Raw genomic sequence first — 13802 nt, forward strand, 5'->3', positions numbered from 1 at the left:
GAGGGTCTCTACGGTGGTGGCGGATGATCCCTATGCGAGATAGTCGCGGCTGCAGACCCTCCGCGCAATCTTACCGCTGGAGCTGCGCTTGATCTCGTCGGGCCCGACGATCACGATGTCCGCGGGCACGACACCGTGCGAGCTGGACACCGCGGTCCGGATCGCTTCGACGGCGGCGGCGTCCCCGTCCGCGTCGCGACCCAGGTCACGCTCAGCGATGATGACGAGCTTCTCCACCTCATCGCCCGGAACGGCGAACGCGGCGATGGCGGCCGGCCGGATGTGGTCCGAGGCGTGGTCGACGGTGTACTCGATGTCCTGCGGGTAGTGGTTGCGGCCCGCGATGATGATGAGGTCCTTGCGACGGCCCGTGATGTAGAGCTCGTTGTCCACGATGACCCCGAGGTCGCCGGTGGCCATCCAGCGGTCGTCGTCCGGGGCTCCCTCGGCGCGGGAGTTCTCCGGCAGACGCCCGGCGAGGGTGTTGCGGAACGTCTCCGCGGTGTCCTCGGGGCGGTCGAGGTATCCGGCGGCGGTGTTGTCGCCGTGGGTCCATATCTCGCCGACGGTGCCGTCGGGCACCTCGCAACGGGTCTCGGGGTCGACGATGACGAGCTGCTGGGGCCGGGCGACCTGGCCGTTGGACACCAGGGCGGCCGCGTTGTCGGCGGGGCCGTCGACGACGACGGCGGTGCCCTCGTTGAGACGCTCCCGGTCGACCCACGTGATGACGGGCCGGTTCTCGGTCATCGGGGTGGAGACGATGAGCGAGGCCTCGGCGAGGCCGTAGGAGGGCCGGATGGCGGTGGTGTCCAGCCCGTAGCCACCGAAAGTCTCGATGAACTGGTTGATGGCCTTCGGGGTTACCGGCTCGGAGCCGATGATCAGTCCGTCGACTCGGCTGAGGTCCAGGGCCTGCCCCTCGGCGGGACGGCCGTAGCGGACGGCGAGCTCGAGGGCGAAGTTCGGGACGATGGTGTAGGTGTGCTCACCCTCGTCGCCGGCGGAGATCTGCTCCAGCCAGCGGCTGGGCTGCTGGATGAAGTCGCGGGGATTCATCATCTCGATCTTCAGTCCGAGGATGATGCAGAATGCAGCGAGGATGATGCCCATGTCGTGGTGCAGCGGCAGCCAGGAGACGACCCGCAGCGGAAGCTTGAAGTTCGCGGCGGTGAAGATCTGCAGCACGTTGGTCATGATGTTCCGGTTGGTGAGCACCACGCCGGCGGGCGTACGGGTCGACCCGGAGGTGTACTGCAGGAACGCCACGAGGTCGAGCGGCGAAGAGGTCGAGGATGCGGCGAGCTGCTTTCCCGCCTCGGTCTCCAGGGGATTGACGAAGCTCTCGGCGAGGGAGTCCGGCAGCGCGTCGATCGTGAGGATGCGCGGGCGTTCGGCGGCGGGGCGCGACGCGAACAGCTTGCGGACGGCCGCCGCGGACGCGGAGTTCGTCAGGATGAACTTCGGCTCGCAGTCCGCGAGCACCGCCGTCAGGTGGTCACCGTGGCCGGGTTCAGTCGGATCGTACAGCGGGATCGGGGCCATGCCTGCGTACATCGCGCCGAGGAAGCCGAACATGTACTCCGGGCTGTTGCCGGCGAGCACCGCGACCCGGTCCCCGAGGGTCCCGATCTGCTGGAGTCGGGCGGCGACGGCCTTGATTCGGGTGTTGATCTGCTTCCGCGAGTAGTCCGTGCGGTCCCCCTCTCGGTTCGCGGAGTAGTCCCAGAACCGGAGGCACTCACGGTCCGCGCCACCGGAGGCGGCCTCCACCATGTAGAGGGTCTCGCACAGTCCGGCCAGCGTCAGCTGCTCGGGAAGGTTGATCTGGCCCTTGTCATCAAAGAACTGGCCCATTGCCGCCTTGAGATCCATCATTCTCCTCGTTCGTCGGTGAGGTGCGTGCTGTCCGGCACCGAAATCTGCATCGTAAGTTTGGTCCAGTGTATTACTTTGCCGACGAAACCCACGCCGACGCGCGGTGTCAGGGCACCGGAGGCACTGAATTGACCGCCCCTGATTCGGGCGCCTGCACAGGGGCCGGAGCCCCGTCGATGAGACCGGAGATCCAGCCGATCAGCCACTGCGTGGTGGTCGACCCCGGGAAGACGTTCGGATTCGTCGCGTACTGGGCGTGCACCCCGTTGTTCTCGATCAGGCCCTGGGCACGCTCCACGGCATTGCCCACGCCCAGCGGGGCATCGCAGATGTGGTCGTTCGGGGCGCAGACCTGGAAGGTCCGGCCGTCCAGGACACCGAAGCCGCTGTCCCGGGGACCCCGCATCGTGGCACCCGGGGTGATGATCTGCACCGCCGGGTTCAGCAGTTCGAGCGAGATCTCGGCACCGACACCGGACACCGGGTTACCCACGGCCTGCCCGACACCGGGCTCGCGGCGGCCGTCCGCGACCAGGGCGACACCCCTGACCCGTTCGGCCGGCACGGCCCCGTGGCCGTTGCCGATCTCACTCGCGATGTCACCGACGATGACCGCGCCCTGGGAGAAACCCGTCATGATGAAGTCTGTGAGGGGACAGTCGCCGTGGGTGATCCGGAGCTCGTTCTCCAGCGTGGACGTGCCTTCGTTGCGGGACTCGTCGTACGTCATCTCACGGTCGGCGTTGATGTTGCGGAACTGCGCGGTGTACGGCAGCGTCCACACCTTCACCCGGTCCGCGGGATAGGTGTTCTGCACCGGTCGGGTGACCGTCAGCAGGAAGGAGTTGGGGTTGAACGACGGGTTCACCGGATCGTCCGCGGGCGATGACTCCCAGGTTCCCGGCGCGGCGATGACCTCGACGTCCGGGCACCAGTCCGGCTGCACCGGACCGGTGGCGGCGGGCCCACCGGGCTCGCCCGGGTCCTGGCCGGGAATGACCCCCTCGTCGTTGGCCCACCGCCATGTACCCACCGCGATGAGGCCGACGACGACAATGACGGCCAGGACTGTCAGCGTTTTTTTCATACCGTCTAGCAGTACGCCGACTTAGCGGCGGAGGCAATCCGATCAGCGATCTCCGGGACCGGTGCGGATGCGCGCTCCTGTTCGACGAGCTGGCCGGCGACAGCCTCCAGCGTGTAGTTCTCCACACCGCTGGCCGCCGAGCGGCACACCTCGGCTGCGGCACCGATCATCTGGTCCTCGACGCCGTCGACGGAGATTCCGCCGTCCCTGAGGGCCTTCAGGTAGTCCAGATCGGCGGGGCTCCGTTCCTGGGCGAGGCCGGGGATCTCGTCGATCTCCTTCGCCGCGCCGTCCCGGGGCTCGGGAACCGCGGGCACGACCGGCGCCGGTGCCGCCTCCCGGCGTTCCGGACTGGATGTGGAGAGCTCCGCCTCCCCCGATTCCCGGGTCGACTTCTCCCCGTCGGATTCACCGGCGCCGGAGGTCCGCGTATCCGCCTTGGGCAGTGCGGAGGTGGTCGCCGTGGCCGCGGAGACGTCGTCGCTCTCCGAGGTGACTCCGCCGCATCCGGCGAGCGCGAGTACCGCGACGGTCAGCAGGGGAAGGGAAAACCTGCGCATCAGTTCATTTCCTCGACGATTCGACCGTTGATCTGCTTGATCTTTCCGTGCTGGAAGGACTGCTGGAGCCCTCCGGCCTGGATCTCCTCGAGGTCACCGGTCGGCCAGCCGAACTTGCCCCGCTCCCAATCGTTCCTGCCCCAGTGGTCACGGATGTCGCCGTTGTACACGGCGTGTGCACCGGTGGAGGCGGACCAGTAGATCGTGCCGTTGTCGAAGTTCTGGAGCGCACCCCCCGGGATGAGGATCTCGTTGGAGGTCGGTGCGCCGAGCTTCGACGCGGTCGCCTTCATCTCGCCGTACTTGCGGGCGATGAGGCCACGGGACCAGAATGTGCCGTTCTTCGGGGTTCGGATGACGTAGCCACCCTGGAACTGCTGGATCCAGCTGCCCTCGAGCTCCTTGGCCACGTCCACCGGGTATCCGAGTACGCCGGTCTCCCAGCCCTGATCGCCCCAGGCTTCGAACATGTCGCCCGGGATCTCGCGCGCGCCGGTCTCCGGGGTCCAGTAGATGGACCCGTTCTCGAAGTGCACGAAACGTCCCCTGCCGTCCGGCGTGCTCAGCTCGTTGGTCTTCGGGAAGCCGAGGAACGAACCCGGCCCGCCGAGCTCCGCGTAGCGTGCGGCGATACGGCCGATGACCACGTGTGCCCCGGTGTCCGGGGACCAGTACGCCTGGCCGCCACGGAAGTCCTGCGCCTTGCCTGCGTCGCCGTCTCCGGCGACGACGTCGTACTCGTTGTTCACGCAGTTGCCCCACGCGCCGGAGGCGGTCGCCTGCGCGATCGCACCGATCGCGACACAGTCCGCACCGCGGTCCTCGTCCTTGAGGGCGAGGGTGTCGGCGATGTACGGCCACGCCTGGGTCAGTTCGAACTGCCAGTAGGGCCAGTTGTGCACTCCGGACGGGCGGAACATCGCGATGACGGGGACGTCAGCATCCTTCGCCGCGGTGACGAAGGTCTCCGAGGTCATGCGCGCGATGACCTCGAGTCCCTTGCCCGCCTGGTTGGATGGACCGGTGGCGACGGAACCGGGCTCACCGAAGTCGTCGCGGCCCGAACCGGCGGAGACGTAGACGGTCTTGCCCTTCAGCGCCTCGATGCCGAGCTTCGGGTCGTTGTCGATCCAGCGCTGGGAACCTGCCGGGCCCCACATGGCGTCGGCGTCGTAGCCGCCGCCCTCCCGGAGCGCACCGGAGATCATCAGGGGCATACCCGTGGACGTGGTGTCCAGGTAGCCCGAGAACGAGCCGACGAACTTGAAGAGGTCGGGACGGTGTTCCGCGATGTTGACGGCGGCGGTGCCGCCCATCGAGAGGCCGGCGAGGGCGCGCTCACCGTTGGCGCGGTACCCCTGGTTCAGCACGGCCGGGAGTTCCTGCGTGAGGAAGGTCTCCCACTGGTAGTTCTTGCCGTTGTCGGGGCGGTTCCAGTCGGTGTAGAAGGATGCCTCGCCGCCGATCGGCATGATCACGTTGACGTTCTTGTCGGCGAAGAACTGCTCCGCGTTCGTGTGCAGCGTCCAGCCGGACTCCTCGTCCACGGCACGCAGGCCGTCGAGCAGCCACACGCTCGGGAAGGTGGCGCCGGGCTGCGAGTACCAGTCCCGGGCGAGCAGGATCTGGACCTGCATCAGCTGTTCCGGCATCGCCGCCGACTTGATGAACAGGGCGATACGGTGCGTCCCCAGCCATTCCTGGCGGACCACGTCGACACCTTCCGGGAGGCCCTGGATGTCGGGGTACTCCGTCTTTACCGGGGTACGCTCCGGGACATTGTCCTCCTTGAGGTAATCGGAGATTCCGCCGGTGGGACCGATCCCACTGGACAGACCTCCGAGCTGGGAGCTCTGTGCCAGGATCGTCGACTGCTCGGCCGAGGCGACCGGGGAGAGGAGGCCGACGCCCAGAGCGAGGGCGGTGGGAACTGCAGCGAGTGCGATCCGGTGAAAGCGCCGGCTGCTGTTGGATGCGGTGTCGCGCATGAAGGTGTCCTTTGTATCGGTTCTTGAGATCAATGGTCGCCGGAGAACCGGCCGACCGGTGGATCCGGTGGCACGTATCAGCGTACCGCCCCGCTCCGGGAGTTCCCCTCGCCCGGAACGAACGGCGACGCCGCCACCGGCTCTTCTTCGGTTATTTCGTCGCTCGGGGGCCGGACCGTTACTTACCGCTGTACCGGCACCCGGCCAGACCCTAAAGATCGACTTTAAGTTTAGGTAGCTCTCCGCTGTCCGTCGACATTGACGTCGCGACACGCCGACGTCACCCCACAAGAAAACACCTGACGCGCCGCGACGGTCCGGGACCACGGGCCGGCGGCCCCGCCCGCCACTGAGCCGGAGCGGGCCGTCCACCCCATCCTCCCCGGCCACGGACACGGAAAATCCCCGCCGGATCCTGAATAAGGGATCCGGCGGGGACTCTGCGATCAGGCTTGAATCACCAGGCGTTCATGACGTCCAGGACACGGCCCTTGGTCTTGTGCATCTGATCGGTCCAGATACCCCACCGGTGGATACCCGTCGGCGGGTAGTCGACGGTCGGATTCAGACCGATCTCGCGGGCCTTGCGCTCCCAGGAGACCGTGGTACCCCTGGAGACCGCCTCGAGACCCCAACCGACGATGCGGTCCCAGAGGGGAAGATTCCAGTCGCCCCCGGTCCACATGCCCGTCGACGCGGAGACGTAGACGTCCTTGCCGCGGAGCCCCTCCATGTTCCAGTAGGGGTCGTTCTCGAACTGGCGGGGGCTGATCAGCGCGCCGTACATGGAGTTGAGGTTCAGGCCGCCGGTCTCCAGGAGCGCGAAACGAATCATGGTCTGCATACCGGGAGCCGTCGTGGTGAGGTATCCGGAGAAACTCATGGCCTGCTGGTACATCTCGGGGTGGCGCGCGGCGATGTTCAGCGCCGCGGTTCCGCCCATGGAGAGACCCGCGATGGAGTTGCGGTTGGGGTTGACCCCGAAGTGCTGCTGCAGATAGCCCGGCAACTCAGCGGTGAGGAAGGTCTCCCACTTGATCACCTGCGGATCGGAGGATGAGAAGGTGTTCCCGGGGTCGACCCAGTCCGCGTAGAAGGTACCCGCTCCGCCGATCGGCATGATGAGGTTGATGTTGCTGTCCTCGTACGTGACCTGGGCATCGGAGAACATCGTCCAGCCGGTCTGGTGCGGGTCCGCGCGCATGCCGTCGAGCAGGTAGAAGCCCGCATCGCCGCCACGCTGGGCGGGCTGCACCAGGACGGGCACGGTGCGGTCCATCGCGGGCGACCAGACGTCGCACCGCTGAACCCAGTGCCCCGAGGCATCCCATTCACACGCACCGGTGGCATCCGGCCGGAGCCAGTCCCGGTTGGCGGCCTCGGCGGTTCCGGCGCCGACGACCATGAGGGTGGCGGTCACTGCGGTGGCGGCCACCACGGACGTGACCTTCTTCCCTGCGCTGTGCAGACGGGAGGCGATTGACATTGTTCTCCTTGCGGGACGCTTATTCCGGAATCAGACGGTCGTCGGTAACTGCGACCGGTCGGAATATCCACGGGCTTGATCGTTTTGTTACACAGTTACCGTACACGGACATGGTGTCTGCCGTGCTATCCAGGGTGCACCTGCGGTATTGGGGATCTACAGGGCCGGCATGACGTAGACGGCGATCACGATGCAGGCGACCCACAGCACGGCGAGCGCCTGGAGCACCCGGTCGGAGAGTGCCAGTTCGTCGGGGGCCCCACCCTCGCCGCGGTCGATGTCCGCGGCGTACCGGAGTATGGCGACGGTGAACGGGACCATCGAGATCTGGTACCAGACCCCTCCCGCGCCGTCGAGGGAGCGGCTGACGTCGAATCCCCAGAGCGCGTAGCTCATGACCACGGCCGTCGCGGACAGTGTCCAGACGAACCGGAGGTAGGTGTCGGTGTAGCCCTCGAGGGACTTCCGGATCTTCGCACCCGAGGATTCGACGAGGAGGATCTCCGCGTACCTCTTGCCGGAGGCCATGAACAGGGAACCGAAGGCCGCGACGAGGAGGAACCACTGGGACAGTTCAATGCCCGTGGCCACGCCGCCGGCCATGGCGCGGAGCATGAACCCGGAGGAGACCAACGCGATGTCGATGACGGGCTGGTGCTTCCAGCCGAAGCAGTAGCCGAGCTGGAGCGCGATGTACACGGCGACGACGATCGCGAGGTTCACACCCGCCGAAGCCAGCAGGGAGATCAGCACCGAGGCGAGCATCAAGCCGACGGCCATCGCATAGGCGAGCTGCACGGGGAGCACACCTGCGGCGATGGGGCGGAAGCGTTTGGTGGGGTGCGCCCGGTCGGCGTCGACGTCCCGGGCGTCGTTGATCAGGTAGATCGAGGACGCGGCGAGACAGAATACGAGGAAAGCGATCGCGACGTCGGCGACGGTGCGGCCGCTGAGGAGTGCGGCGGATCCCGCCGCGGCGGGCGCCGCGATGACGAGGACGTTCTTCACCCACTGCTTGGGACGGAGCGCCTTCACCATCGCGTCGGCGAGGTTCCTCGGGGGCTGGTGTTTCCTGTCGCCCTCGATTCCCCGGGTGTGGGGTTCGGACCCGAGCAGCCCGTCATGCGGCTGGCTCATGAATTGTTCCTTTCACGCTTCTCGACTGCCCGGCAGACTACGTCGGCGGTTGCGGCACCGAGAGTGGCTCCCGCTGCGACGTCGGTCGGGTAATGCACTCCGAGCACCATACGCGACAGCATCATCACCGGCACGCCGAGCAGCGGCCAGGGAGAGCGGGTGATGCGGCTCACCGCGACGAGGGCCGCGGTCGTGGAGGTGGCGTGCGACGAGGGGAAACTCAGCTTCGACGGCGTGGCCACCCCGATCCTGATCCGGGGGTCGTGTGGGCGCTTCCGGCGCACGATCCGCTTGATCACGACGGAGGCCGCGTGGCTGAGGAACGCCGATCCGCTCACGGCCAGCCACCGGGACCGCCTGCGATCGTCCACGGCGGCGCCGGCTACTCCGAGTGCCATCCAGCCGAGGGCGTGCTCACCGAAATGGCTGAGGCCTCTCGCCACGGGCAGCGTCGCGGGGGCGTCGTAGAGGGTGTCCTGGATTCCCACCAGTACATCGGACTCACGCATGGAAGACCTTTCCCCAGCTGTCCCGGCTGGTGAGTTCCCCGTGCGCGGCCCGATAGGCGGTACGCAGATCATCGAAGCGTTCGAGGACCTCACGCTGCAGACGGTTGGATTCGGCGAGGAGCTTCTTCGCCTTCTCCCGGTCCCGCTGGCGGTAGACGACACCACGGCCGTCCGCGGTGGTGACGGTTGCTCCGTCGACGCGGGACAGGGAGAACCAACGGGCCTCGATCGGGGCGAAGTTCGCCTGCGGCACCTCGTGGTGCGCGGGGTCGTGGGGTCGCACGGAGTGCAGGAGTCCCCTGGCCAACCAGACGGCCTTCTTCACCGGCGCCAGGCGGCCGCCGATGTCCTTGACGGGAACGCCCGGCGCGCCCGACGGTTTCGGCAGTTCCGCCGCGGTCGGCAGGACCACGGCGTCCGGGTACCCGCGGCGCAGCCCGTTGATCCGTGGCAGGGAGGTCTCGAGGATGTCGAAGAGATGGTCCGGGCCGGCGAGGAAGTCCTTCATCGCCTCGTTCTGAATCGCGACGGTCGAGTACTCGAGGCACAGCAGATGCTTCAGCGTCGCCTTCCTCATGCTGCGCACGATTCCCTCCGGTCCACCCTCGTGGTCCATGGCGGCGACGATCAACCGGTTGCGCAGGTGGAAGTAGGCCTGCCAGTCGATGGCGTCATCCTTGTCGGACCAGGCCATGTGCCAGATCGCGACGCCCGGCCACGTCGCCGTGGGGAAGCCCGCCTTCGCGGCCCGCAGCCCGTACTCGGCGTCATCCCACTTGATGAACAGCGGCAGCGGCTGCCCGATCCGCTCCGCGACGACGCGCGGGATGAGGCACATCCACCAGCCGTTGTAGTCGACGTCGATGCGTCGATGCAGGTCACGGGAGTTGCGGTCGTTCGGTCCGTCGCCGGGCCTGCCCTGATGGGACAGCGGGAACTCGGAGAAGTCATGGTCGTAGCGCACGTGCGGCGCGGACGTCCACATGAAGATCGACCGGTCGATGACCTCACCCATCGAGTGCAGGTGACTGCGCTCCTGCAGATTGAGCATCTGACCGCCGACGAGCATGGGGCTCTTCGCGTAGCGCGCGACCTGGAGGGCTCGGAGCACCGAGTCCGGCTCGATGGCGATGTCATCGTCCATGTAGAGGATGTACGGGGATTCGCTCGCGCCGGCCTCCCCGCTGCCGTCGACGCCGCCGAGGGCCTCGAACATGATGCGTGAGTAGCCACCCGACCCGCCGAGGTTACCCTGGCGGAACTCGAAGAAGCGGTCGCCGAAGTGCTCGGTCACCGCCGCGTAGCCGGGCTCGTCCGACGGATGTCGGGTGCCCTGATCCGGCATGATCACCGTGTCAATCACGGCGTCGACCTGCGGGTCGCTGGCGAGCGCCTCGAGCGCGGCCACCGCGTCCGCGGGCCGGTTGAACGTGGGGATGCCGACGGTGACCCGCGGTTCGAACGGCCCGACGGTCGTGCCGTCGGGCATGGTCTGCGGCGCGGGCGCGCAGGGCGCGAACCAGCCGGCGCGGGTGATCGTGGCATCCGTCTCCGCGGTAACCTCGAACCACAGCCAACCACCGTCCTCGAACGGATCCAGCGACAGCTCGAACTCGGCGGCGCCGTCGGCGACGAGCTTCCCGTCGACCGCGATCCGGGAGCCGTCGATCTTCGAGCGGTAGACGTCGACGCGCGCCTCACCGGTGACCTCCACGCGGAGGATGACGGTGGACAGTTGTGACCAGCGGCGCCAGTAGGACGCCGGGAACGCGTTGAAGTAGGTCTGAAAACTGACCTCCTGACCGGCGCGGACGCTGAAGCTAGTCCGGTCCGGCCAGGTAACCCGCTGGGTGTTCGTCTCGGCCTCGAGGAGGTAGAGAGTACGGACGTCGTGCGGCTCGCCCCGCCTCGGCAGCAGAACACGCTGCAACTGCTCCACCGCCCCGGAATCAGCTGGCACCCGGGGATCCAACGGAGCGCCAGGCGTTTCCCGGGGAGTGGGCGCGGAAGATTCGCTCATGACGTTTCAACGTCCTTTCGGCCTGTGGTCTGGTACCCGTCTCAATGTAATCGTTGGCGCGGGAGGACTGCGTTACCCACGCGGTGACAGTGTCAACCGGCCACGGCCTCCCGTCGCGACGGCGGCACATACCGGAACAGGCTCACACCGTGAGCCTGTTCCCCGGACCACTCCTATACTGGCCCCATGAACCGCATCGATTCCCCGTTCCGGTACGCCCGGCCGGTGGCGGCCGTCCTCGCGCTGTTCGTCGTGCTGCTCCTGCCGATGGCGGCGGCCACCGCCCAGACCACCACCGCGACACGGTCTGTCGAGGTACCGCTGCGCGGCGGCCAGCTGACCGACGACGACGTCCGGCTCCTGGAGAACGAGACCCCGGCCCTGTCGCTGCCCGCTGCGGTCGACCGGGTCGTGTATCTGGTGTTCGGGTCGAATGAGTCCAATCTGAACGACTCACTGCGCCACTACGCGGAGCGGGACGACCGCTCTCTGCTGTCCGGGTCGGAGGATAAGTTCGCACCGGGTTCGTTGATCGTGGCCGTGGGCATGGATCCCCGGCGTGTCGGGGTGGCCTGCGGCGATGACGTGTGCAACGCGATCAACTTCTACGGCTCGGGACGCATGGACGGGATCCTCGACGAGATGCGGGTCCCCCTGCGGCAGTCGGGCGACCCGAACATCGCGGCGGCGCTGCTGGCCGGCGCCCGAGCGGCCGGGGACACGACGGTCGTCGCGGAGGGGGATTCCGACGTGTTGGGGTGGTGGATCCTCGGCGGGATCTCCGGTGTGGCCGCCGTCGTCACCGCCGGAAGCCTGGTCTGGGGCCAGCGGCACCAGCGGCGTCGGGTACGCGAACGCTACAACCACGTGGTGGGCAACTACTCACGGGTCGCGTCACAGCTGGACTCGATCGACGTCCGGGCGCACTCCCTGTCCTCCCCGCTCGCCGATGACGCTCTGCGCCGCGACTGGGAGGACGTGCGCACCCGGTTCCTGGCCACCGACAGCACGGTACAGCGCCTGAGTGGGATCGGCGACGAGGTCGGCGACCGTGAGCTGGCCGGACACCGGAAGGAGATCACCGAGGCGTATGAGGCGGTGCGGCAGATGGAGAACGCGGAGCACAACATCGACGAGTTCTTCCGGATGGAGCACGGCGACGACACCGTGCGCCGGCGGCGCCTGACCGAGCTGCACGAGGATCTGGTGGAGGCGCGGACGACGGTCTCCGATGACGGGCTCCGGGACGACCTGGACGGGATCGACGCCCGGGTCGTGGCACTCCGGGAGACACCGGATGCTCCGGATTTCATGGATGCCTACGCCCGGATCATCACCGACTACCGGATCATCATCGAAGCCGTGCGGAATCGCGAGTTCGATGACGTCGAGCCGGATGACGACAATCCGACGCCGCGACTCTGGGACGATTCGTGGCGCCCGGGCTACGGGTACTACGGGTTCGTGCCGTTCGTGACGGTGAACTCGTGGCACGAATCGGCGACGAGCTCGGCATCCGGTTCCTCCGGCGCCACCACCGGGTACTCCTCGGGAGGGTTCTCCGGCGGATCCGCGTCCGGCGGCTGGTGAGCTACTCCCCCGTGAGCAGCGGGGAGAGCTTGTTGTCGAAGAGATTCATGGCGCTCGCGATCGCCATGTGCATGTCCAGGTACTGGTAGGTGCCCAGGCGTCCACCGAAGAACACCCGGTTCGCGGCGGTCTCCTCATCCGCGCGCCTGCGGTACGCGAGCAGCATCTCCCGGTCATCGGGGGTGTTGATCGGGTAATACGGCTCGTCGGCGTCCCCGGCGAAGCGGCTGTACTCCTTCATGATGACGGTCCTGTCGTCCGGGTAGGTGTCCTTACGCTCGGGGTGGAAGTGCCGGAACTCGTGGATTCGGGTGTAGGGGACGTCGGCGTCGTTGTAGTTCATGACGGGGGTGCCCTGGAAGTCACCGGTGTCGAGGACCTCGGTCTCGAAATCGAGCGTGCGCCAGCCGAGCTTGCCCTCGGAGTAGTCGAAGTAGCGGTCGAGTGGGCCGGTGTAGACGACCGGCGCATCGGGGTTCGCCGCGCGGACCTCGTCGCGGACCTCGAACCAGTCGGTGTCGAGCCGGACGTCGATGAGCTCGTGGTCCGCCATGCGTTCCAGCCACGCCGCGTAGCCGTCCTTCGGCAGGCCCTCGTAGGTGTCGTTGAAGTAGCGGTTGTCGAAGGTGTACCGCACGGGCAGGCGGGTGATGTTGCCCGCCGGCAGCTCGGTGGGATCGGTCTGCCACTGCTTCGCCGTGTAGTCCCGGATAAACGCCTCGTAGAGGGGACGGCCGATGAGGGAGATCGCCTTTTCCTCGAGGTTGGAGGCGTTCTCCGAGTCGATCTCGCTGGCCTGCTCCGCGATCAACGCCCGCGCCTCATCGGGGCTGTAGTAGCGGCCGAAGAACTGGGCGATCAGGCCGAGTCCCATCGGGAACTGGTAGGCCTGGCCGTCGTGCATGGCGAAGACCCGGTGCTGGTAGCCGGTGAACTCGGTGAACTGGTTGACGTAGTCCCAGACCCGCTTGTTCGAGGTGTGGAACAGGTGTGCGCCGTACTTGTGGATCTCGATCCCCGTCGTCGGCTCGGCCTCCGAGTACGCGTTGCCGCCGAGGTGGCTGCGACGTTCGATGATGAGCACGCGCCTGCCCAGCTGGCTGGCGGCCCGTTCGGCGACGGTGAGCCCGAACAGACCTGAGCCGACGACGATGAGGTCGTAGGGGGCGGTGTTCGTGGCGGGGCTGGTCGAGGGATTCGTCATGGGGACCAGAGTAGTGCCACGACAGCTGCCCGGGCGCGGGGCACGCCGTGTCCCCGACTGCCGGTGGGGTGAACGGGACGCGGGTCCCCGGAGGGCTCCGTGACGACGGTGTCCGGGGATCGCGGCTCGACCGTCCCGGGTCCGCGGAGGGCACCCGTGCCGTGACCGACGGGTGGTGGGGAAGAGCGGATCCGCGGGCGACACGCCGCCCCCGCCCCTACAATCACACCAACAACACTGTTACCATCGGTCACGTACGCAGTCTGTCGTGCTCTTTTGCCCCATTGTTCAGCAATGGCATCTTTCGACACATGAGCCTGTCCCGGTAACTCCACCGGCAGTG

General features: G+C 67.3%; 10 protein-coding genes. 1 reads left to right on the forward strand and 9 read right to left on the reverse strand.

Annotated elements, in window-relative coordinates; translation table 11 throughout:
• Positions 1–30: 30 nt before the first annotated feature.
• From JIM95_RS10895 to JIM95_RS10930, 8 genes are all read right to left on the reverse strand, one after another.
• Entirely contained in the window at positions 31–1875 is a 1845-nt protein-coding gene (locus JIM95_RS10895; RefSeq protein ID WP_200256729.1) for a FadD32-like long-chain-fatty-acid--AMP ligase, read from the reverse strand.
• Positions 1876–1984: 109 nt separating this feature from the next.
• Positions 1985–2965: a cutinase family protein gene (locus JIM95_RS10900; protein ID WP_200256253.1), complete on the reverse strand. Its 981-nt coding sequence runs from the start codon at positions 2963–2965 to the stop codon at positions 1985–1987.
• A gap of 5 nt (positions 2966–2970) precedes the next feature.
• Positions 2971–3525, reverse strand: coding sequence for a DUF732 domain-containing protein (locus JIM95_RS10905; protein WP_200256251.1), 555 nt, complete (start codon positions 3523–3525; stop codon positions 2971–2973).
• Complete coding sequence (locus JIM95_RS10910) at positions 3525–5513, reverse strand: alpha/beta hydrolase-fold protein (protein WP_200256249.1); 1989 nt, start codon at positions 5511–5513, stop codon at positions 3525–3527. Before JIM95_RS10910 ends, JIM95_RS10905 begins: the two co-directional genes overlap by 1 nt.
• A gap of 457 nt (positions 5514–5970) precedes the next feature.
• Positions 5971–6999, reverse strand: a complete 1029-nt coding sequence (locus JIM95_RS10915) for an alpha/beta hydrolase (RefSeq protein WP_200256247.1) — start codon at positions 6997–6999, stop codon at positions 5971–5973.
• A gap of 156 nt (positions 7000–7155) precedes the next feature.
• The gene (locus JIM95_RS10920) at positions 7156–8136 is read right to left on the reverse strand and encodes a decaprenyl-phosphate phosphoribosyltransferase (RefSeq protein WP_200256245.1); all 981 of its coding nucleotides are present in this window, start codon (positions 8134–8136) and stop codon (positions 7156–7158) included.
• Positions 8133–8645, reverse strand: a complete 513-nt coding sequence (locus JIM95_RS10925) for a phosphatase PAP2 family protein (protein WP_200256243.1) — start codon at positions 8643–8645, stop codon at positions 8133–8135. Before JIM95_RS10925 ends, JIM95_RS10920 begins: the two co-directional genes overlap by 4 nt.
• Positions 8638–10665 carry a glycosyltransferase gene (locus JIM95_RS10930; protein WP_200256241.1) on the reverse strand — a complete coding sequence of 676 codons (2028 nt, stop codon included), beginning with the start codon at positions 10663–10665 and terminating at the stop codon, positions 8638–8640. The genes JIM95_RS10925 and JIM95_RS10930 overlap by 8 nt, the downstream gene beginning before the upstream one ends.
• 186 nt (positions 10666–10851) lie before the next feature.
• On the opposite strand from JIM95_RS10930, the gene JIM95_RS10935 reads away from it, so the two are divergent.
• On the forward strand, positions 10852–12255 hold the full coding sequence (locus JIM95_RS10935) for a DUF5129 domain-containing protein (protein WP_200256237.1): 1404 nt from the start codon (positions 10852–10854) through the stop codon (positions 12253–12255).
• Between the two features lies 1 nt (position 12256).
• Here the strand turns inward: JIM95_RS10935 and glf are convergent, their stop codons facing one another.
• Positions 12257–13459, reverse strand: a complete 1203-nt coding sequence (gene glf / locus JIM95_RS10940) for a UDP-galactopyranose mutase (protein ID WP_200256235.1) — start codon at positions 13457–13459, stop codon at positions 12257–12259.
• Positions 13460–13802: the final 343 nt, after the last annotated feature.

This window comes from Corynebacterium antarcticum (assembly GCF_016595285.2).
In the GTDB taxonomy this organism is placed as follows: Bacteria; Actinomycetota; Actinomycetes; order Mycobacteriales; family Mycobacteriaceae; genus Corynebacterium; species Corynebacterium antarcticum.